At 37.4% G+C, this 22,373-nt stretch carries 20 protein-coding genes; 16 read left to right on the top strand and 4 right to left on the bottom strand.

What is annotated here, in order from left to right; genetic code table 11:
• The first annotated feature begins 113 nt into the window (after window positions 1–113).
• From A9Q68_RS07830 to nrdG, 6 genes are all read left to right on the top strand, one after another.
• The gene (locus A9Q68_RS07830) at window positions 114–1,667 is read left to right on the top strand and encodes a glycosyltransferase family protein (protein WP_106404007.1); all 1,554 of its coding nucleotides are present in this window, start codon (window positions 114–116) and stop codon (window positions 1,665–1,667) included.
• Between the two features lie 102 nt (window positions 1,668–1,769).
• Entirely contained in the window at window positions 1,770–3,965 is a 2,196-nt protein-coding gene (nrdD, locus tag A9Q68_RS07825) for an anaerobic ribonucleoside-triphosphate reductase (protein ID WP_420806788.1), read from the top strand.
• 104 nt (window positions 3,966–4,069) lie between these two features.
• Window positions 4,070–4,225 carry a hypothetical protein gene (locus A9Q68_RS10785; RefSeq protein WP_165605230.1) on the top strand — a complete coding sequence of 52 codons (156 nt, stop codon included), beginning with the start codon at window positions 4,070–4,072 and terminating at the stop codon, window positions 4,223–4,225.
• 23 nt (window positions 4,226–4,248) lie between these two features.
• On the top strand, window positions 4,249–5,181 hold the full coding sequence (locus tag A9Q68_RS07820) for a Gfo/Idh/MocA family protein (RefSeq protein ID WP_071794248.1): 933 nt from the start codon (window positions 4,249–4,251) through the stop codon (window positions 5,179–5,181).
• A gap of 8 nt (window positions 5,182–5,189) precedes the next feature.
• On the top strand, window positions 5,190–5,687 hold the full coding sequence (locus tag A9Q68_RS07815) for a GNAT family N-acetyltransferase (protein WP_071794154.1): 498 nt from the start codon (window positions 5,190–5,192) through the stop codon (window positions 5,685–5,687).
• Between the two features lie 12 nt (window positions 5,688–5,699).
• Complete coding sequence (nrdG, locus tag A9Q68_RS07810) at window positions 5,700–6,314, top strand: anaerobic ribonucleoside-triphosphate reductase activating protein (RefSeq protein WP_071794153.1); 615 nt, start codon at window positions 5,700–5,702, stop codon at window positions 6,312–6,314.
• 124 nt (window positions 6,315–6,438) lie between these two features.
• Here nrdG and yaaA read toward each other — a convergent pair whose 3' ends face one another.
• Window positions 6,439–7,170, bottom strand: a complete 732-nt coding sequence (gene yaaA / locus A9Q68_RS07805) for a peroxide stress protein YaaA (RefSeq protein WP_071794247.1) — start codon at window positions 7,168–7,170, stop codon at window positions 6,439–6,441.
• Here yaaA and A9Q68_RS11155 point away from each other — a divergent pair.
• Entirely contained in the window at window positions 7,125–7,226 is a 102-nt protein-coding gene (locus tag A9Q68_RS11155; RefSeq protein ID WP_420806780.1) for a glutaredoxin domain-containing protein, read from the top strand. The genes yaaA and A9Q68_RS11155 overlap by 46 nt on opposite strands.
• Here A9Q68_RS11155 and A9Q68_RS07800 read toward each other — a convergent pair.
• Window positions 7,223–8,077, bottom strand: coding sequence for a VOC family protein (locus A9Q68_RS07800; protein ID WP_071794152.1), 855 nt, complete (start codon window positions 8,075–8,077; stop codon window positions 7,223–7,225). The two genes, A9Q68_RS11155 and A9Q68_RS07800, sit on opposite strands and share 4 nt — an antisense overlap.
• A gap of 204 nt (window positions 8,078–8,281) precedes the next feature.
• On the opposite strand from A9Q68_RS07800, the gene A9Q68_RS07795 reads away from it, so the two are divergent.
• Window positions 8,282–8,605 carry a winged helix-turn-helix transcriptional regulator gene (locus A9Q68_RS07795; RefSeq protein WP_071794151.1) on the top strand — a complete coding sequence of 108 codons (324 nt, stop codon included), beginning with the start codon at window positions 8,282–8,284 and terminating at the stop codon, window positions 8,603–8,605.
• A 97-nt stretch (window positions 8,606–8,702) separates the two neighbouring features.
• Here the strand turns inward: A9Q68_RS07795 and treR are convergent, their stop codons facing one another.
• On the bottom strand, window positions 8,703–9,416 hold the full coding sequence (gene treR, locus A9Q68_RS07790; protein WP_071794150.1) for a trehalose operon repressor: 714 nt from the start codon (window positions 9,414–9,416) through the stop codon (window positions 8,703–8,705).
• A gap of 215 nt (window positions 9,417–9,631) precedes the next feature.
• Between treR and treP the strand changes: the two genes are divergently transcribed.
• The 8 genes from treP to A9Q68_RS07750 all read left to right on the top strand — a co-directional run bounded on the left by treP (window position 9,632) and on the right by A9Q68_RS07750 (window position 21,122).
• Entirely contained in the window at window positions 9,632–11,632 is a 2,001-nt protein-coding gene (gene treP, locus A9Q68_RS07785) for a PTS system trehalose-specific EIIBC component (protein WP_071794149.1), read from the top strand.
• A 64-nt stretch (window positions 11,633–11,696) separates the two neighbouring features.
• Window positions 11,697–13,325 (top strand): alpha,alpha-phosphotrehalase, encoded by a 1,629-nt coding sequence (gene treC / locus A9Q68_RS07780; protein ID WP_071794148.1) that lies wholly within the window; start codon window positions 11,697–11,699, stop codon window positions 13,323–13,325.
• A gap of 205 nt (window positions 13,326–13,530) precedes the next feature.
• Complete coding sequence (locus A9Q68_RS07775; RefSeq protein ID WP_071794147.1) at window positions 13,531–15,573, top strand: BglG family transcription antiterminator; 2,043 nt, start codon at window positions 13,531–13,533, stop codon at window positions 15,571–15,573.
• 4 nt (window positions 15,574–15,577) lie between these two features.
• The gene (locus A9Q68_RS07770; RefSeq protein ID WP_071794146.1) at window positions 15,578–15,862 is read left to right on the top strand and encodes a PTS sugar transporter subunit IIB; all 285 of its coding nucleotides are present in this window, start codon (window positions 15,578–15,580) and stop codon (window positions 15,860–15,862) included.
• Between the two features lie 12 nt (window positions 15,863–15,874).
• A complete protein-coding gene (locus tag A9Q68_RS07765; protein WP_071794145.1) occupies window positions 15,875–17,218 on the top strand; it encodes a PTS ascorbate transporter subunit IIC in 1,344 nt (447 codons plus the stop codon).
• A gap of 2 nt (window positions 17,219–17,220) precedes the next feature.
• Window positions 17,221–18,078, top strand: coding sequence for a transketolase (locus A9Q68_RS07760; protein WP_071794144.1), 858 nt, complete (start codon window positions 17,221–17,223; stop codon window positions 18,076–18,078).
• On the top strand, window positions 18,075–19,001 hold the full coding sequence (locus A9Q68_RS07755) for a transketolase family protein (protein ID WP_071794143.1): 927 nt from the start codon (window positions 18,075–18,077) through the stop codon (window positions 18,999–19,001). The genes A9Q68_RS07760 and A9Q68_RS07755 overlap by 4 nt, the downstream gene beginning before the upstream one ends.
• Window positions 19,002–19,226: 225 nt before the next feature.
• Entirely contained in the window at window positions 19,227–21,122 is a 1,896-nt protein-coding gene (locus tag A9Q68_RS07750) for a M13 family metallopeptidase (protein WP_071794142.1), read from the top strand.
• A gap of 78 nt (window positions 21,123–21,200) precedes the next feature.
• Here the strand turns inward: A9Q68_RS07750 and tsf are convergent, their stop codons facing one another.
• Window positions 21,201–22,241, bottom strand: a complete 1,041-nt coding sequence (gene tsf, locus A9Q68_RS07745) for a translation elongation factor Ts (protein WP_071794141.1) — start codon at window positions 22,239–22,241, stop codon at window positions 21,201–21,203.
• Between the last annotated feature and the right edge of the window lie 132 nt (window positions 22,242–22,373).

Genomic DNA, 22,373 nt, shown 5'->3' with positions numbered 1-22,373 from the left:
CCTTTTTATCATTTTGGACTAGAATTTTTACAATTTGGGATCTGAAATTGACTATGGCCATTAATCTGATATACTTGTTGTATGACATTTCAAGGAGAAGATAAGTGAGTCAAATGACTGATGATTATATGCCGGATTTAGCAGATATTCCAATGGATGACGGCCCAACAATTCATACTACAAAATACGAAACTAAGGTACCAAATTTACATAAAGGCTATATTTTATGCTTTAGTATTTTTCTAGCTTTTTTCAGTGTCGCTAATCCTTTTTTTCTACACTTTGCAAATCCTTTGCAATCGCAAAATCTTTATATCGGGATGATGTTGGCAAAAGGACAAATTCCTTATAGTGAAGTCTTCACTAGTGGGGGAATGCTCTATTTTGTTTTGATTGCCTTAAGTTATTTCTGGGGTTCTAGCTTCTGGTTACTGATTTTTGAAGGTATCGCATTTTATATGTCAGGTATTTACTTCTATAAGTTGGTTCATTTTATAGTTGGTAATCGAAAGGTATCACTCAGTTTTACCTTATTATTATATATGTTTATGGCTACGCTTGGATTTGGTGGGATGTACCCTGTCCAATTTGCCATGCCTTTCCTTTTAATGGCACTTTGGTTCTTAACCAAATATTTTGCTGAATTAACCAAAGATGAGTCTTTTATTCTATTTGGTTTGGCCGGTGGTATGTCAATGCTCTTAGAACCTAAAACGCTGGTTTTTTGGCTCTTTGTTGCCATTGCTATTATTATCTATAATCGAAAACAAAAACACTTGGCTCGTGGCTTTTACCAATTATTAGCCATTATCTGGGGTTTATCATTAGTTTTTTACACTGCTGGTTATTTCATTCTTGATTTACAGATTTTAGGGCCCTATATTTCTCAGGCCGTTGCCTATCAATTCACCTATTTTAGGGTAGGAGATTTGCCAGTTTTACTTTCACTAGTAATTCAATTCGCCTTTCTATTTGGTCTCGGTTTCCTCAACGGTTATTATTATTTCTTTAAAACAAAAAATCAAGTCAATGACTACTATATCAAGTGGTTATTAGTTTCAGTCACAATCACTTATTTTGTTTTTGCTGCATTCAGTGGTGACTTTTACCCTTTTCATTTACTAGGTTTACTTCCTTTTGCTTTGTTATTGACAGTATTTCCCTTTGCTAATTATTACGCTGATGCTTTAAAATTAAATAGTCATCGACGTGGAAGAAGACGCAAATATGGCATTCTCACTTTAATCAGCCTTTATTTTAAAAAGAATTATTATTTACCTTTAGTTGTCATTATTTTGTCACTAGGGCTATCGATGTATTCTTATCATGAGCTTAATCTTCTAGTAAGGGATAGAGAATCTGTTATTACCTTTGTGAAGAAAAAGGTCGCAAAATCAGAAAAAATTTATGTTTGGGATCAGACCTCACAAATTTATTTAGAGGGTCAGCGAAAAACAGCTTCCCAATTTGCTTCTCCGTCTGTTAATGTGAAAAAAGCTGAGAACAAACGCATTTTAGTTGATGAACTTTTACAGAATAATGCTAGCTATATTATTGTCAATGATAAGATGACTTTACCTAAAAATCTAAAAAAACATTTAAAAAATGACTATCGAATGATAGATAGAGCTGATACGACAAGCTTTCATATCTATCAACAAAAATAAGTTGAAAATCAATATGTTGTGCTTGAGCAAATTTCTTGACACAAGATATTGATTTTTTTTCTTGTCGTGATATAATAGTCCAAGTAAGGAGAAATGAAAATGATGACAGAAGAAAAAGAAACTATATTTGTTCAACCTGATATAAAAGTAATTAAACGTGACGGTCGTTTGGTGTCTTTTGACACGACGAAAATCTACAGTGCCTTATTGAAAGCTAGTCTTGAAGTTACTAAGATGTCACCCTTGGTTGAAGCTAAACTAGAGGCTGTTTCTGATCGTGTCATTGCGGAAATTCAAGATCGTTTTCCAAACAATATTAAAATTTACGAAATTCAAAATATCGTAGAGCACGAATTATTATCAGCAAATGAGTATGCCATTGCCAAGGCTTATATTAATTATCGAACTCAACGTGATTTTGCGCGCTCTCAAGCAACTGATATTAACTTTACCATTGATAAACTGCTTAATAAGGATCAAACAGTCGTAAATGAGAATGCAAATAAGGACAGTGATGTCTTTAACACGCAACGCGATTTAACGGCTGGAATTGTCGGGAAATCAATTGGCTTAAAAATGTTACCTCCTCATGTCGCCAATGCCCATCAAAAGGGTGATATTCATTATCATGATTTGGATTATAGTCCTTATACGCCAATGACCAACTGTTGTTTAATTGACTTTAAAGGGATGTTAGCCAATGGGTTCAAAATTGGTAATGCCGAAGTTGAAAGTCCAAAATCAATTCAAACAGCGACTGCACAAATCTCACAAATCATTGCCAACGTTGCTTCAAGTCAGTACGGTGGCTGTACTGCTGATCGTATTGACGAATTCTTAGCCCCATACGCCGAGCTCAATTACAAGAAACACATGGCTGACGCTGAAAAATGGGTTATTGAAGATAAACGTGAAGCTTATGCCTATGAGAAAACACAAAAAGACATCTATGATGCCATGCAATCATTGGAATATGAGATTAATACTCTTTTCACTTCTAATGGGCAAACACCATTTACATCTCTTGGATTTGGCTTAGGGACATCTTGGTTTGAGCGTGAAATTCAGAAGGCTATTCTTGAGATTCGGATTAAAGGGCTTGGTAGTGAACATCGAACTGCTATTTTCCCCAAATTAATTTTTACTGTAAAACGAGGTTTAAACTTAGAGGAAGATACACCTAACTACGATATTAAACAGTTAGCCTTGGAATGTGCTACAAAACGCATGTATCCAGATATGCTTTCCTATGACAAAATTATCGATTTAACAGGCTCTTTCAAGGCACCAATGGGATGTCGTTCATTCTTACAGGGATGGAAAGATGAAAATGGTCAAGATGTGACATCTGGTCGGATGAACTTAGGGGTCGTCACTTTGAATCTTCCACGTATTGCTTTGGAATCTAATGGTGATATGGATAAATTCTGGGAGCTTTTTAATGAGCGTCTTGGAATTGGTAAAGACGCACTTGTTTATCGTGTTGAACGTGTTAAGGAAGCCAGTCCAGCCAATGCTCCAATTCTTTACCAATATGGTGCCTTCGGCAAACGTCTGAACAAGACAGATTCCGTTGACGAACTATTCAAAAATCGCCGAGCTACCGTTTCTTTAGGCTATATTGGTCTTTATGAAGTTGCATCTGTTTTCTATGGTGGAGAATGGGAAACAAATGATGAAGCAAAAGAATTTACAGTATCCATTATTAAAGCCATGAAAGAGGCTTGTGAAGATTGGTCTAACACTTATGGCTATCATTTCTCAGTCTATTCAACACCGTCGGAAAGTCTTACAGATCGTTTCTGTCGTTTAGATACTGAAAAGTTTGGTGTTCTTGAGAATATCACAGATAAAGAATATTATACAAATTCTTTCCACTATGATGTTCGAAAAAATCCAACACCATTTGAAAAATTAGACTTTGAAAAGATTTATCCTGAAGTGGGTGCATCTGGTGGCTTTATTCACTATTGTGAGTACCCGGTATTGCAACAGAATCCTAAGGCTTTGGAAGCTGTTTGGGATTATGCTTATGACCGAGTTGGCTATCTAGGAACAAACACGCCAATTGATAAGTGCTACCAGTGTCAATTTGAAGGTGATTTCAAACCTACTGAAAGAGGCTTTACATGTCCAAATTGTGGCAATAATGACCCGAAAACAGTTGATGTGGTTAAGCGAACATGTGGTTATCTTGGGAACCCACAGGCACGTCCAATGGTTAATGGTCGTCATAAAGAGATTACGTCACGTGTTAAACATATGAATGGGTCAACCATTAAATACCCAGGCTTGTAAGATTAGTCTCAATAGCAATTTTTAAAAAATGATGTTATGCTTAAAAGGTTGCTTACCAAAAGCAATCTTTTATTTATATCAGATGTCAGAAAAGAGGAAGTAAAATGGGAAAATATCAATTAGATTATAAAGGCATGCAGCAAGTAGAGCGTTTCCATGAGAAACAATCACAAAAGTCTGCTACGAAAAAAGATAAATCAAAAGACTTAAAACCACAATTCTTGGAAAAACTAAAGAAACAAGCTAAAAAAGATAAGTAAGACCAAAGAAAGAGGCATTCATGATGTTAAAACTTGGTATTGTTGGATTAGGTGGTATTTCTCAAAAAGCCTATTTACCTTATATGCGCCAGCTTAGTGGTATTGAATGGCATTTATTTACACGTAATCAAGAAACCTTAGCTAAGGTTGATCAACTATTTGGACAGTCAAAAACTTATGCAAAGGTTGAAGAACTTGCTGCTAGTGATTTGGATGGGGTCTTTATTCATGTGGCTACAAAAGTCCACTATCAGATGGCTAAACTCTTTCTTGAGCGTGGTATTCCTGTCTATATGGATAAACCATTAACAGAGTCCTTTCATGAAAGTCTAGAGCTCTATCAATTAGCTGAAGAACATAATACCTTTTTAATGGCTGGCTTTAATAGACGTTTTGCACCCCGTGTCAAAGAATTGTCAACCTTGTCAAATAAGCGTAAAGTTCATGTTGAGAAAAACGATAGTGACAGACTGGGTGATTTCGTCTTTAAAATTTTTGATTTCTTTATCCACCCCCTTGATACAGCAATCTTTTTGGCGGACGAACCTCTTGAATCAGGAAGTTTTGATTATCAACTAGAAGATGGGTTGCTCTGTCAAGTTTCTGTCAACTTGAATACGAAAGATTCTCGCATTACGGCTGCCATGAATTTACAGTCTGGAAGTCGACGCGAAGTAATGGAAGTTCAAGGTCCGGAAATGACCATGCACCTGGAAAATCTTGATGAATTAACGATTTTTACAGCTACTGATCAAGAAAGAAAAGGCTTTAGTTCTTGGGATACAACCCTTTACAAGAGAGGCTTTGAAACCATTATTGATGCCTTCATTGAAGCAATTACAAGTGGTGTCAACCCTGTCAACCCAGAAACAAGTCTACTAAGTCATTGGATCTGCCATCAAATCGTGACTTCCCAGGAAAGTTCCGGAAACTTAGAGCTCAATTTACCAAAATAGGAGTTTTTATGGAATTAAGAAGACCAAATTTAAAAGATAAATCGGCAATTCTTGAGATGATGCAAGAATTTGAATTGGAAAAGTCAGCTCACGATGGTGGTTTCTGGGATAGGGAAGATTTCAATTATGAAGCATGGCTCGAAAGGAACAAGGAGTTTGAGGCTGGGATTGGTGTTCCTAATCATTTCGTTCCATCGATTCAATTTGTCGCTTTTGATGAAAATAGTCAAAAGGCACTTGGATTTTTAAGTTTACGTCTTCGGTTGAATGATGCTCTCCTCAAAGAAGGAGGCCATATAGGTTATTCCGTCCGGCCAAGTCAAAGACGAAATGGCTACGCTAAAGAAATGTTAAGTCAAGCAATAGAGATCGCTCGAGACAAGAATATTCGTGAAATTTTAGTGACCTGTAAAAGGACTAATCCTGCAAGTCGATCAGTCATCCTTGCAAATGGTGGTCATTTGGAAGATATTCAGAATGATACGGAGCGTTATTGGATTAAATAAAAGGTAGGTTTCATGTCAGAAAAATGTTGGAATAATCCTAAACCAAAAGAATGGCAGGCTAAAGACCTTAGTAAAGGTCGTGTCATTGACTATAAAGCTTTTAATTTTGTTGACGGTGAAGGGGTACGAAATTCATTATATGTTTCAGGATGTATGTTTCACTGTAAAGGCTGCTACAATGCGGCTACCTGGTCTTTTAATGCCGGAATGCCATATAGTGAAGAACTTGAAGAACAAATTATGACTGATTTGGCGCAACCCTATGTCCAAGGATTAACCCTTTTAGGTGGGGAACCATTCTTGAATACAAACTTTTTAATCCCCTTGATAAAACGTATTCGAAAAGAATTGCCAAAAAAAGACATTTGGTCATGGACTGGCTACACTTGGGAAGAAATGATGGGAGAATCAGAGGATAAGCTAGAGATGCTTTCTTTGATTGATATCTTAGTAGATGGACGTTTTGATATTACTAAGAAGAATTTGATGCTCCAGTTTAGAGGTTCCTCAAATCAACGGATTATTGATGTTCAAGAATCTTTAAAGTCTGGTCAAGTCGTTATCTGGTCAAAATTAAATGATGGAGACCAGTCTTTTGAACAAGTTAGTCGAGATCATTTACTATAAACTAAGGACTACTTTTCTGCTCCTAGATAGTATGGAAACTAAGGACTTTATCATCTTATCCTCAAACTTATCCACAAGCTGTGCATAAGTCATAAAAATGTGGATGAAAGCAAAAAAAAGAGGCCTAGGCCTCTTTTTTGATATAGACGAAATGTTTGCTATCAGATTCTTGGTCATCAAAGCGAAAACCACTGAATTCAAGCTTTTTAAGGTCTTTTAGGGTCTTACAGTTAGCCTTGCAGGCAGCCGTTAAGAAATCACCTCGTCCTTTTTTAGAGATTGTTGAGTGGCTTTTTAAAAGGCCATTTTTTTCCTCTAAAAAGGTGACACTTATCCACAGTTGTCTCTTTTCTGGACTGAAAACATCCTCGAATTCACTAGATAAGAGAGAGATGAAAGGTCCTTTTCGCTCCAGAAAAGCATCATAGGAATGTCGCCAATAGCTTTTTAATGATTCTTCTTTTACTTTGATTTTTGTTTGAAAGTCTAATCGGTGTTCTGCGATAGGGTAATCAAAGGGTATGATACCGTAGAGAGAAGAGGTGATGTAGGTATTTTTGATTAAATACTTTTCTTCTTTCTTAGTTAAGTCATCACGTTCGATATGTCGGTACATGAGACCGTTGAAGAGTCGGTAAGCTGGATAGGTTGGGGCTTGTTCCTTGTGGATAGCATGGATTCTATCAGACTCTTTTGAAGCGGCTTGAGGACTTATTTTATAAGCGGCAGCCAGTTGCTCAACTGATAAAGAGGCCAGTTCATCGATGATTGCTCGGCTATTTTCCGAAAGGGAAGGGGGGAACTTCTCTTTTGATATGGCCATTTCTTTGGCACTTGGTATTATATAAGTTAACATGTCCTTATTGTAGTAAAGTAAAAGCCTTTCTGTCAAGAAAGGGCTTATCATTTTAGGCTTCTAAGGTTACTTTGCTTGTGATGCCATCAGTATCAGTCGTTAAGAAGCTATTTTCTGTTTTCTCACTAACAGTCATGCCATGAAGTTGTGCTTTTTTGTAAGTAGCTTCAAAGGCAAGTGCATCAGCAAAGGTAATAGTAAGGTATTTTAATCCAGGGATGCCAGCTTTTTTAGCTCCCAAATTTGGTCCAGCCCAATGGTTAAAGGCCAAGTGGTGATGGTAGTCTCCAGATGCAATCCATGATGCTGTAGGAATAGTCATTTTGTCTGTCATCCCAAATACTTTTTGATAAAGTTGAGAAGAAGCTAGAGCATCTTTAACGCTTAAATGAACGTGTCCTAAGATAGTTCCTTGAGGCAATTTGAAGTTTGCTGGAATTTCAGTCAATTCGTCCAGCATTCCTTGAGCATCCATTGGGTCAGTAACACCAATAATATGGCCGTCTTCGCGAATATCCCATTGACTCATGTCTTTGTCACGATAAATTTCAATACCATTCCCTTCCGGGTCGCTGAGGTAAATCGCTTCGCTATAACCGTGATCTGCAGCGCCTTCAAGTGGTGCATGGCTAGTTGCTAAGTGATGAAGCGCCAGCCCAAGTGACTGACGGTCAGGAACTAGGATTGCAGTATGGTATAATCCATAAGTCAATTGACGTGGTGACGTTGATTTAAGAAGTTCAAGAAAAACAGTTTGGCCGTCAATAGTTAAATGTGTTTTGGTCTCATCTTGGCTGAGAATAGTAAAACCAATCATGTCAGTGTAAAAACGGGTCATGTTTTCTAGGTTATTAACATAAAGGGAAACTGTACCTAAGGTAATTTGTGATTGATATGGGTAAGTCATAGTAAATCCTCGTTCTTTTAGTTCTTAAGTATATCTTATCCCCTAAGTTTCTTTTTGAAAAGTAGGCACTTTATTGTGGTATAGTTACTTATAAGTAACAATTGTGTGTTTTCGGCGTTTTTAATGGGGACTTGCATTAAATTTTATTTAGGATATAATAGTTTCTAAGTTACTAAAAGAAACTATTAAGAAAGAAGTGATGACATGCCTGAAGAAAATGTCCAATGTCCTGTTGAAACAACTTTGGCTCTGATAGGCGATAAATGGAAAATTTTGATTTTACGAGACTTGTTAAAAGGCACCATGCGTTTCGGTCAATTGAAGAATTCCATTGGCACAGTCAGTCAAAAAGTTTTGACCAGTCAGTTACGTGATATGGAGGCTCATGGCTTGGTTGATCGCAAAGTCTATGCGGAAGTACCACCACGGGTAGAGTACTCTTTGACTGAGACTGGGTTAAGTTTGGAACCTGTTATTAATGCCATGCTTGACTGGGGTCAAGATTATCAAGATAAGTTTTTATCATAACAACCTTTATGAGGATCATTTGTTTAGAACAAGTGATCATTCTCATAAAGGTTTTTCTTATATTCTGCTAGCCAAAGGTTGATTTATAGCAGGTTCTTTATTTTGGTTTACGTCTAGCGAAGTCAACAAACTTGAACTTCTCTAATTTATGCCGGCTTTCCGTAAATTGGAACTGCTCATTTGATGATAAGTAGACTTTTGATTTAACGGAGACCACATGTCGATCGGACCCTAGGTCTAATAAGATTTTATCCTTATCATTCACTTGGTCAATGGTTACTTCTTTTAAAGCAAAATCAATGGCTAACTTTAGCTCTTTTTCTAGGTATTCATAGAGAGATTTTTCGGCAATTTCTCGGCTTATTTTAGGAACAATCGTTTTACTCAAATAGTCTATGTCAAGGACTGAAGCTACGCCGTCAACAACCCTTTGACGGGTGATTCGCCATACCAGTGAATTAACTGGAAATCCTGTTAATTTAGCCATTTTTTCATCAATAATCAGTTTGTCAATAGCAATGACATTGGTTTTGGAATTCATGTTAAAGTAGGAAACCAATTCTTGATAACTGGTCAATTCTGAGATTGGAAAAAGAATTTGGTGATGTTTAATGACTTGAGTTCCTCTACCTTGTTGTTTTTGGACTAATCCAGCCTTAGCCAAGAGAGTTAAAGCTTTTCGAATGGTGTCTCGACTGGCTTGGTATTCTTGACTTAATTCAATTTCGGTTGGTAAAAAGTCGTCGATAGCATAAATTTCTTTGGATATTTTTTCTTCCAAATCTTTAAAGATACGTTCGTATTTTTTCATGGAGTGTGACTTCTCTTTCTAACTTGTCTGATTTTCAACATACAAGATAACATATTTCAGGGAAAAAAGTCAATTTATTGAGCAAACAACTTGCATACAAATTTGGAATCGATTACAATTGAGGGGTAGATTAAATTCTCTACTAGAATTTATAAAAATTAATTTTTGCTTGCTTTACTTGAGTAAGTATGGAAAAAGGATTTAGGGGAAATCAAATGGGAAAATTTGAAAACGAAGCTAAGACGCTCCTAACTGCTATTGGCGGTAAGGAAAACATCAAGGCTGTCACTCACTGCGCAACTCGGATGCGTTTTGTTTTGAATGATAATAGCAAAGCTAACATCAAAGAAATTGAAAAAATTTCTGCTGTTAAAGGAACATTCACTAACGCTGGACAATTCCAAGTTATCATTGGTAATGATGTTCCAATTTTTTATAATGACTTTACCGCAGTTTCAGGTGTAGAAGGCGTTTCAAAAGAAGCCGCTAAATCCGCAGCTAAAAGTAATCAAAATGTTTTCCAACGTGTGATGACAATGTTGGCTGAAATCTTCACGCCAATCATTCCAGCAATCATCGTTGGGGGTCTTATTTTAGGTTTCCGTAACTTAATTGACAGTGTTCCTTGGAGTTTCCTTGATGGAAAAACTGTCGTAGAAGTTTCTAAATTCTGGGCTGGTGTTGATGCCTTCCTATGGTTACCAGGTGAAGCGATCTTCCACTTCCTTCCAGTTGGTATTACTTGGTCAGTAACACGCAAAATGGGTACAACTCAAATCCTCGGTATCGTTCTTGGTATCTGTTTGGTATCTCCACAGTTACTTAATGCCTATGCAGTAGCAAGCACTCCAGCATCTGAAATTGCTAAAAACTGGGTTTGGGATTTTGGTTTCTTCACTGTTAACAAAATTGGTTACCAAGCACAAGTTATCCCTGCTTTACTAGCTGGTTTATCTCTTGCTTATTTGGAAATCTTCTGGCGTAAACGTATTCCTGAAGTTGTTTCAATGATCTTTGTACCATTCTTATCATTAGTACCTGCTATTATCTTAGCACATACTGTTTTAGGCCCTTTAGGTTGGACAATTGGTAAAGGAATCTCATTTGTCGTTCTTGCTGGTTTAACTGGACCTGTTAAATGGTTGTTTGGTGCTATCTTCGGTGCCTTATATGCGCCACTTGTTATCACTGGTTTGCATCACATGTCAAATGCCATCGATACTCAGTTGATTGCCGATACTGCAACTCATACCACTGGTTTGTGGCCAATGATTGCCCTTTCAAATATTGCTCAAGGTTCTGCCGTGTTTGGTTATTACCTCATGAACCGTCATAATGATAAAGAAGCAGAAATTTCGCTTCCAGCAGCAATCTCAGCTTACCTTGGTGTTACTGAGCCTGCCTTATTTGGGGTTAATGTTAAATACATCTACCCATTTGTTGCCGGTATGATTGGTTCAAGTATTGCTGGTTTATTATGTACAACAATGAACGTCCAAGCTAACTCAATTGGTGTTGGTGGACTTCCAGGTTTCATGGCGATCAATGTTAAATACATGGTACCATTCTTCATCTGTATGGCAGTAGCTATTGCTGTACCGATTGCTCTTACATTCTTCTTCCGTAAATCAAATATCATGACTAAAGCTGAAGATGAAGCTATTGCTGCTCGTTTAGCTGACGAAGCAGTTGAAGCTCCAGTCGCTGAAGCAGCAACTACAGCAGCTGCTGGTTCAGCACTTGCTGAAGCAGGTTCATCTGTTGCCTTAGTTAGCCCACTTACTGGTGAGGTTAAACCTTTAAGTGAAGCTGTTGACCCAGTCTTTGCCCAAGGTGTTATGGGACAAGGTGTGCTGATTCAACCAACTGAAGGTGAATTAGTTTCTCCAGTTGATGCGCAAGTATCTGTTTTATTCCCTACAAAACATGCGGTTGGTTTAGTCTCTACTGATGGTGTTGAACTCTTAATGCATATTGGTATGGATACAGTCAATCTTGAAGGAAAAGGCTTTACTGCTCATGTTAGCCAAGGTGACTATGTTAAAGCGGGTGACAAATTAATCTCCTTTGATATGGATGCTATTAAAGAAGCAGGTTATCCAACTGAAACTCCGGTTATTGTAACTAACCAAGATGCATATACTGTTGACGTTGAAGGTGACATACCTCGTCAAATCGTTCGTAACGAAGCTATGATGAAAGCAGTCAAAAAATAAGTTTGAAAAACGGACATCAGGAACTGGTAACAGTTCCTGATGTCATTTAAGGGAAAGGAAACCTATGACTATCGATAAACGTAAAGTTGTCTATCAAATTTACCCTAAATCTTATAAGGACACTAGTGGTAATGGTGTCGGTGATTTAAAAGGGATTATTGAAAAAATGCCTTACTTGAAAGAACTGGGTATTGACATGATTTGGTTAAATCCATTTTATCCAAGTCCTCAAAGGGATAACGGATATGATGTTGCAGATTATACTGCTGTCAATCCTGATTTTGGTACAATGGCTGATTTTGAAGAATTGATTGCTGTTGGGCAAGATCTTGGCATTGATTTCATGCTGGATATGGTACTAAACCATTGTTCGACAGAACATGAGTGGTTCCAAAAAGCTTTGGCAGGGGATGAGTACTACCAAGACTTCTTTATTCTTCGTGACCAACCAACGGATTGGGTTTCCAAATTTGGTGGCAATGCTTGGGCTCCTTTTGGTAATACAGGTAAATATTATCTCCATTTATTTGATGTCACACAGGCTGATTTAAATTGGCGTAATCCAAATGTTCGTGAAGAACTCTTTAAAGTGGTTAATTTCTGGCGTGATAAGGGTGTTAAAGGCTTCCGTTTTGATGTGATTAATTTAATTGGTAAAGACGAAGAGTTGGTTGATTGCCCGGTCAATGATGGTAAACCTGCATATACTGACCGTCCTATCACGCATGACTACCTTAAAATGATGAATAATGCCAGCTTTGGTCAAGATAGTTCCTTCATGACAGTTGGTGAAATGTCAGCGACAACTATTGAAAATTGTATTCTTTATACTGCTCCAGAACGCGAGGAGCTTTCAATGGCCTTTAATTTCCACCATTTGAAAGTGGATTATTTGGATGGCCAAAAGTGGACAATCATGGACTTTGATTTTGTCGCGTTACGCGATCTCTTCCATTCATGGGGTGAGGGAATGAGCAAGGGGGACGGATGGAATGCCTTGTTCTACAATAACCATGATCAACCAAGAGCGCTAAACCGTTTTGTTGACGTGAAAAACTTCCGGAATGAAGGGGCGACCATGTTGGCGGCATCGATTCATTTGTCGCGTGGGACACCTTACATCTATATGGGAGAAGAAATTGGGATGATTGATCCGGATTATAGTTCCATGGCAGATTATGTCGATATTGAAAGTTTAAATGCCTACCAAATCATGTTGAATGAGGGTAAAACGCCCGAGCAAGCTTTTGCCATTATCCAAGCCAAGTCCCGCGATAATTCACGGACGCCAATGCAGTGGGATGGTAGCGAAAATGCTGGATTCACCACAGGCACACCATGGTTGAAAGCCGGTAAATCATATCAAGAAATCAATGTTGAAAATGAGAAAAAAGGTAAAATTTTCCCGTTCTATCAGCAACTGATTAAACTTCGTAAGGAAATGCCACTGATTGCTGAAGGTGATTATAAGGCTACTTACAAGGACAGCACAAGTGTCTATGCCTTTGAGCGTCATTTAGATGACCAAAAACTCTTGGTTCTAAACAACTTCTATGCTGATCAAGTGACTTTAGATTTAGAGGAAGCTTATCAAAATGGCCAAGTGTTGATTAGTAACTATACTGGTGAAGCAACTGTGGGTCAAAAGCTTACCCTCAAAGCTTATCAAACAATTGCTATTTTAGGAAAATAAATTCAAAATGAAAAAGCTTTCTGACTAGTTGTCATTAACTAGTTGGAAGGCTTTTTATTATTCTCAACTTGCTCTTTCCAATGTATAATATGACTATCTGCATTGAGCACAATCTGACGTTAATGATGAATGGTCAAAATTGTGCTCAATAGGGTCTTGGCTCTAATGGTACAATAGGCTAAAATGAAATAGGAAAGGCAAGGTCATGGTTGATAATAAATCACTGGTAATACTGATGACACTCATTAGAAATCAACAACTATCTCTTTATGAGTTATCCGTCAAAACTAAGTATCCCATAAAGGTTTTAACAGAAGAAATTGAGGTAATTAATGACTTTTTCCAAGAGCGAGATTTGCCTAAAATTATCTTAAATAAAGGCAATTATAGTCTAGCAAAAGAACTTGAAAACAAGTCTCAACTTATTTTTAGGTTGCTAGATTCTGAGCATATTGCATTAGCACAAGAAGAACGGATTGCATTTATCTATCTCTACACTTTCTGTCGAAAGGACTTTGTTTCGAATAATCATTATCAATTCTTTTTAAAGGTTAGTAAGAATACGACACTTACCGATATAAAAGAACTGAGAGCTTTGTTAAGGAATCATGGGATTCAATTATCTTACTCACGCCAACTAGGTTATACCTTACATGGTAATGAAGAAGATAAGCATCGCATGGCAATTAAAATTATTACAGAGCTTCTACAATCTCCAAATGGTCGTTGGGCTCTGGATTATATTCTCTCTGAATGGGATTATAGGGTTTCCTATGATTTATTAGAGAAGAGAGTTGCTGATTACTATCATACTTTTCAAATGTCTCCCATACTAAATCGTTTAAAAGAGTGTCTCTACATAATAATCTTTATATTGAGTCGCTACCAACGACCTGTCATCAGGATTGAAGATAATCGGGCACCTATTTCTAAAGAAATTGAAGATTTAATAGAACTTGTTTCCACTGATATTATGTTACAAGAAGGTATTGATTTAGGTTTAGAGGATGCTCAAAAAAATTATCTGAGTTTGTTACTATCAGGCTCTTTTGAAGGGGATCAAAATAGTAAAGACCTATATTTTAATAACTTAACTTTAGAAATTATTAATTGCTTAGAGGGTATTTCACTCTTAAATTTTGACAATAAAAAAGAGTTAATTGCTAGTATGGAGCGTCACTTGATTCCAGCCTACTATCGTCTTCAATTTGGCTTATCTAGCTGTAACGACTATACTCAACGCATTAAGAAAGACTATCCAGAGTTATTTGATATGGTTAGTCAGGCTTTATTACCTTTGGAAAGAGAAGTTGGGTATCCCATTCCAACAAGTGAAATTGCTTATTTCGTCCTCCATTTTGGAGGTTACCTTTATCAGCAAAAACCAATTTCTGAAAGTCATTATAAGGCAGTCATCATATGTCCCAATGGGTTTAGTTCTTCTTTGATTGTGAAAGACAATCTGAAAATCCTTTTTCCTCAACTTAGTTTTCAAGGAATATCTCGAATTGACCAGTTAGAGCAAATGAATCATAAAGATTACGATATGATTTTTTCTACTATCAAATTGACTAGAGATAAACCTAGTTATCTGGTCCCCATGGTCATGTCTGAGGAACAATCTTTTCAGCTAGTGGATATGGTCAGTCAAGATTTTCCTGGAATAGCTGAAGAGGATTTAACCGTTGAGACTATACTATCCACCATTAAGCACTATGCCACTGTGACTAAGGAAAAAGAACTACGATTTGCCTTGAGAAAAATACTTAAACAAGATTTAATACGAAAGGACGTGAGGCCCTTGCTGCACGAATTAATTACTGAGAAAACTTATCAAACAAGTGCACAAAAAATGAATTGGAAAGAAGCAATTCATTTAGCTGCTCAGCCATTACTAGACCAAGGAAAAATTAGTAAAGACTATTCGCAGGCGATGATTAATAAGGTGGAAGAATATGGTCCATTTATCAACTTAGGAAAAGGCATTGCTATTCCACATGCTAGACCAGAAGATGGTGTTCAAGATGTTGGTATGACAATGTTAGTTTTGGAAAATCCAATTTACTTGTTAGATGATCCAAAGCAAGAAATATATTTGCTAATTTGTATTGCTGCTGTGGATAATGAGACACACCTAAAGGCTTTGTCACAATTGACAACTATTTTAAGAGAGAAGGAGCAAGTTGAAGTCTTGCTAGCTTCGAGAAGTTATCAAGATATAAAAGATATAATAAATCAGGAGGCATAAATTTATGTTAAGAATTGGTACTGCATGTGGTTCAGGTTTAGGATCAAGTTTTATGGTTCAGATGAATATTGAATCAATTTTGAAAGATTTGGGTGTAACAGAGGTTGAAGTAGAGCACTATGATTTAGGTGGAGCGGATCCTTCAGTAGCTGATGTGTGGATTGTTGGACGAGATTTGGAAAATTCAGCTGGTCATTTAGGTGATGTTCGCATTTTGAATAGTATTATTGATATGGATGAATTAAGAGAATTAGTAACTGCAATCTGCCAAGAAAAAGGACTTATTTAAAAGGAGGAAATCATGAAATTTTTAGTTGATATAGCAAGTACCCCAGCTATTTTAGTAGCTCTAATTGCTATTATTGGTCTTCTATTGCAAAAAAAAGACACTCCTAACATTGTTAAAGGTGGCATCAAAACTTTTGTTGGTTTTCTAGTTGTATCTGGCGGAGCTGGTATTGTTCAAAGTTCATTAAATCCATTTGGTACTATGTTTGAACATGCCTTTAATCTTTCAGGGGTCGTTCCAAATAATGAAGCTATTGTGGCTGTCGCTTTAACAAAATATGGATCAGCTACGGCATTAATTATGTTTGCAGGTATGATTTTCAACATTTTGATTTCCCGTTTCACAAAATTTAAATACATCTTTTTAACTGGTCACCATACATTATATATGGCCTGCATGATAGCTGTCATTATGACTGTTTCTGGTTTTAAATCAGCTACCTTGATTATTTTTGGTGGACTTGCTTTGGGAATTATCATGAGTGTGTCTCCTGCATTTGTTCAAAAATTTATGGTTCAATTGACGGGCAATGATAAGGTCGCTTTAGGACACTTTAGTTCTCTTGGTTATTGGTTGAGTGGGACTATTGGTGGTTTAGTTGGAGATAAATCAAAATCAACAGAAGATATCATATTTCCAAAAAGTTTATCTTTCTTACGTGATAGTACAGTAAGTATCACTATTTCAATGACTATCATTTATTTGATTGTTGCTATCTTTGCTGGTCCAGCATGGATTGCTAAGGAATTGAGTAATGGCACACATGGTCTAGTCTATGCTCTTCAGCTAGCTGGTCAATTTGCCGCTGGTGTCTTCGTTATCCTTGCTGGAGTTCGTTTAATCTTAGGTGAAATTGTTCCTGCCTTTAAAGGAATCTCAGAAAAGTTGGTTCCAAATTCCAAACCTGCTTTGGATTGTCCAATTGTTTATCCATATGCACCTAATGCTGTTTTACTAGGTTTTATTTCAAGTTTTGCGGGTGGCTTGGTGAGTATGGCTATTATGATCTTAACGGGAACAACAGTTATTCTTCCAGGTGTTGTCCCTCACTTCTTCTGTGGTGCTACAGCTGGTGTTATCGGAAATGCTTCTGGTGGCGTTAAAGGTGCTACAGTGGGTGCCTTTATGCAAGGTGTCCTTATTAGTTACCTTCCAATTTTCTTAATGCCTGTTCTCGGTGGTCTTGGATTTGAAGGCTCTACCTTCTCAGATGCTGATTTCGGTTTGACTGGTATTATTTTAGGAGCTCTCAACAAAATGGGAGGATCAATGACCATTGCTATCGGTCTAGTTGCCATTTTAGTGGGATTAGTACTTGTATCATTTATTGGTAAAGAGAAAACTAAGGAGGTATAAGAATGCCTTTAAGCGAAGATAAATTACAAGAATTACAAGTTTTTGCGAATCAAATTCGCTTGACGATTCTCGAAAGCCTTAATCATCTTGGCTTTGGTCATTATGGAGGAAGTCTTTCGGTTGTAGAAACTTTAGCAGTTCTCTATGGAGACGTCATGCCAATGACGCCAGAACTATTTGCGAAAAAAGAACGGGATTATTTTGTCTTATCGAAGGGTCATGCTGGGCCAGCTTTATACAGTACCTTATATCTAAAAGGCTTTTTTGACAAATCGTTTTTATTCTCTTTAAATACGAATGGAACGCGTCTTCCTTCCCATCCAGATCGTAATTTGACGCCTGGTGTAGATATGACAACCGGTTCATTAGGACAGGGGATTAGTGCAGCTACAGGAATTGCATATGGTCAAAAAATAAACCAGGAGCCCTTTGTAACCTATACCATTGTTGGTGATGGAGAGTTAAATGAGGGACAATGTTGGGAGGCTATCCAATTTGCTGCTCATCAAAAATTATCAAATCTCATTGTTTTCGTTGATGATAACAAAAAACAGTTAGATGGATTAACATCAGAAATTTGTCAAAGTGGGGATTTTGTAGCTAAATTTGAAGCCTTTGGTTTTGATGCTATACGAGTTGATGGACAAAATATCGCAGTTATCCATCAAGCTCTAATGGATTTCAAAAATAGCGCCTCAGAAAAACCAAAATGTATTGTTCTCGATACGGTCAAAGGCCAAGGCGTCAAAGAAATTGAAAACATGGCATCAAACCATCATTTACGTCCAAGTCAGAGTGAAAAAGCGATGCTAGAAGAAATTGTTAAAGATATGCAACAGCAAATGGGGGTGATAGAATGACGAGAAACAGTAAAGAAATGCGCCATGTATATCGTGACTTTTTAAAAGAAGCCAATAACACCCATAAAGACTTACTTGTCTTAGAAGCAGATTTATCAAGTTCGATGTCAACCAATAGCCTAGCAGCAGATTTTGGGAAACGTTATGTTAATCTTGGTATCATGGAAGCGCAAATGATTGGTTTAGCTGCCGGTCTTTCTGTTAAAGGATTTCATCCTTATGTTCATACCTTTGGCCCTTTTGCAAGTCGTCGTGTTTTTGATCAGCTATTTATTTCTTTAGGTTACGCTCGTTTGAAAGCAACTATTATTGGTTCAGATGCGGGAGTTACGGCTGAGATGAATGGTGGAACTCATATGCCTTTTGAAGAACTAGGTCTTATTCGGTTAATCCCAAACACAACTTTATATGAAGTTAGTGATGATATTCAATTTGAGGCAGTTCTGAAAGAGACATTAGATTTAGAAGGGTTATCTTACATCCGAACAACAAGGAAATCTCCAAAGCCGGTTTATAAAGGACATGAAGATTTTAAAAAAGGATATATTTCTTTACGACAAGGTCAAGATATTGTAGTAGTTGCTTCTGGTATTATGGTGGCAGAAGCATCAGAGGTTGTTGATAGACTTGCTGAGGAAGGTTTTAAGGTAGGACTTATTGATCTCTTTAGAATCAAGCCTCTGCCAGATGGATTAAGAGATGAATTGAAAGGAAAGATTATTGTAACCATTGAAAACCATAATAGAATTGGAGGAATAGGTAGTGCTATCTGTGAACTAATGGGAGATGATGCTGATACACGTGTTCATCGAATGGGAATAGATGAATCATTTGGTCAAGTGGGAAAAGTAGATTACCTATTGCAATATTATGGATTGTCCCAAAGTGCTATTTCTAAAAAAATACGTGAATTGATTGAATGATGGATATTCGAAATATATTTCTTTTTTAAAAGCAATGTCTACGAGGACATTGCTTTTAAAATAATTTGTTATTACAAAATTAGATAGGATGATGCGGAAGTTGAGTTTTTAAAGAATTAAAATACAGATAATAGAGATAGATGTAAAAATGCAATTAAAGAGCTTTTTTGGTACAATGGGAGAGATGATACTCCTATGTTTTAGGAGAATAGAAAAGGAGACATGATGGTCGATTATAAAGAGAATTTTTATGAAGCTGTTAATGGGGAATGGGCTGAGACAGCTGTGATTCCTGATGATAAACCAAGAACGGGTGGCTTCTCTGACTTGGCTGATGAAATTGAAAACTTGATGCTTGAGACAACGGATCAATGGCTTGAGGGTAAAAACTTGCCTGAGGGCGATATTTTAGCCAACTTTGTTAAGTGGCATAAGATGACTTCTGACTACGATAAGCGTGAAGAAGTGGGTGTTGCTCCTGTCTTGCCTTTGATTGAGGAATACCAAGCTTTAGAAAGCTTTGCTGATTTTGCGGCTAAGATTGCAGATTATGAGATGGTAGGGAAACCTAATCTCTTCCCATTTGGTGTTGCTCCTGACTTTATGAATGCCCAACTTAATGTTCTTTGGGCGGAAGCTCCTTCTATTTTACTTCCAGACACAACTTATTATGTTGAAGGGCACGAAAAGGCCGATGAATTGCGTCAGGTTTGGCGCCAATCGCAAGAAAAAATTCTGCGGAATTTTAATTTTTCAGAAGAAGAAATTTCAGACTTATTAGATAAAACACTTGAACTGGACAAGCAAGTGGCTCAATATGTTCTTTCTCAAGAAGAATCGTCTGAATATGTTAAACTTTACCATCCTTATGAATGGGCAGACTTCACTAAATTAGCTCCAGAATTGCCTTTAGATGCCATCTTTACTCAAATTTTGGGTCAGGTGCCAGATAAAGTTATCGTTCCTGAGGAACGCTTCTGGACCCAATTTGCGTCTCAATACTATTCAGAATCTAATTGGGACTTGTTGAAGGCAGACTTGATTATCGGGGCCACTAATGCTTATAATTCTTATCTAACTGATGCTATTCGGGTTGAATCAGGTGTTTATGGCCGTGCGCTATCAGGTACACCACAAGCTATGAATAAGAAAAAAGCGGCTTATTATCTAGCTCAAGGCCCATACAGTCAGGCTTTAGGCCTTTGGTATGCTGATGGTCATTTTTCGGCAAAAGCAAAAGCTGATGTGGAAGCTAAGGTTGCAACTATGATTGATGTCTATAAAGCACGTTTGGAAAAGGCCGACTGGCTGGCAGAATCAACACGTGAGAAAGCAATCGTGAAATTGAACGTGATTACCCCACATATTGGTTACCCAGAACAATTGCCTGAAACCTATGCTAAAAAGATTATTGATGAAAACTTATCATTAGTTGAAAATGCGCAAAAATTAGCAGCTATCTCAATTGCACATAGTTGGAGTAAGTGGAATAAACCTGTAGATCGCAAAGAATGGCATATGCCAGCTCACATGGTCAATGCTTACTATGATCCACAACAGAATCAAATTGTTTTCCCAGCAGCTATTTTACAAGCACCTTTCTATTCACTCGAACAAAGTTCTTCTGCCAACTATGGTGGTATCGGTGCGGTTATTGCCCATGAGATTTCACATGCTTTTGATACCAATGGTGCATCATTCGACGAACATGGCTCATTGAAAGACTGGTGGACTGAGGCAGACTATAGTGCCTTTAAAGAGAGAACTGATAAGGTTGTTGAGCAATTTGACGGCTTAGACTCATATGGCGCTAAGGTTAATGGTAAATTAACTGTTTCGGAAAACGTTGCTGACTTAGGTGGTGTTGCTTGTTCTTTAGAAGCGGCTAAGAAAGAAAGTGATTTTTCAGCGCGTGAATTCTTCATTAACTTTGCTCGTATTTGGCGAATGAAAGCCCGTCCTGAATTTATGCAAATGATGGCAACTGTTGATGTCCATGCTCCAGGTGAGTGGCGAACAAATGTTACATTAACCAACTTTGATGATTTCCATCAAGAATTTGGGATTACTGAAGGTGACTTGATGTGGCGTCGTCCGGAAGACCGGGTTATTATTTGGTAATATTAAAAAGGTTGAGCAACAGCTCAACCTTTTTGAATAAAGAAAAAACCTTGAAAATTTTCAAGGTTTTTGTGATTCTTAGTTATTAAGAGCAGCAGCCATAGTTGCAGCAACTTCTGATTCGAAATCGTTAGCTTTTTTCTCAATACCTTCACCAACTTCGAAACGAGCAAAGTCAATAGCTTTTGCATTTACTGAGTTAAGGTAAGCTTCAACTGTTTTGCTGTCGTCCATGATGTAAACTTGAGCAAGAAGAGTGTAAGCTTGGTCAACTTTAGTGTTGTCAAGCATGAAGCGGTCCATTTTACCTGGGATGATTTTGTCCCAGATTTTTTCTGGTTTGCCTTCAGCAGCTAATTCAGCTTTAATGTCTTCTTCAGCTTTAGCAATAACATCTTCTGACAATTGAGCTTTTGAGCCATATTGTAAGAATGGAAGTGGAGCTTTATCAACCATTGCACGAGATTCGTTGTCTAATTCGATGTCATGGTTAAGTTTAGCAAGTTCATCTTTCACAAATTGTGGGTCAAGTTCAGTGTAAGAAAGAACAGTTGGTTTCATTGCTGCGATATGCATTGAGATTTGTTTAGCAAGGGCATCATCGCCACCTTCAACAACTGAAATAACACCGATACGTCCACCGTTATGTTGGTATGCACCAAAATGTTGCTCATCAGTTTTTTCAAGAAGTGCAAAACGACGGAATGAAATTTTTTCACCAATTGTAGCAGTTGCGTTAACATATGCTGAAGCAAGTGTTTCACCTGAAGGCATCACTAATGCTAAAGCTTCTTCGTTGTTTGCAGGTTTACCTTCAGCAATAACTTTTGCAGTTTCGTTAACCAATTCAACGAATTGAGCATTTTTCGCTACGAAGTCAGTTTCAGCGTTAACTTCAACAACAGCAGCATGATTACCACTTACATAAACGCCTGTAAGTCCTTCTGCAGCAACACGGTCAGCTTTTTTAGCTGCTTTTGCCATACCTTTTTCACGTAAAAGTTCAACGGCTTTATCCATATCACCATCAGTTTCAACAAGTGCTTTTTTAGCGTCCATAACGCCGGCACCAGATTTTTCACGTAATTCTTTTACAAGCTTAGCTGTAATTTCTGCCATTAGTAGAATCCTCCAAATATTTTTGATATTAAAATTTAAAAAAACGAGACAGAGCGGTTTGCTTTCTGCCCCGTTTTGGTATTGCGAATGTCAAAGTCCTCTTAAATGAGATTTAAGGGTAAATTTGTCAAA

Source organism: Streptococcus bovimastitidis (assembly GCF_001885095.1).
GTDB lineage: Bacteria > Bacillota > Bacilli > Lactobacillales > Streptococcaceae > Streptococcus > Streptococcus bovimastitidis.
Note: the sequence above shows the minus strand (reverse complement) of the source record. Positions and strands in the feature narration are given on the sequence as shown.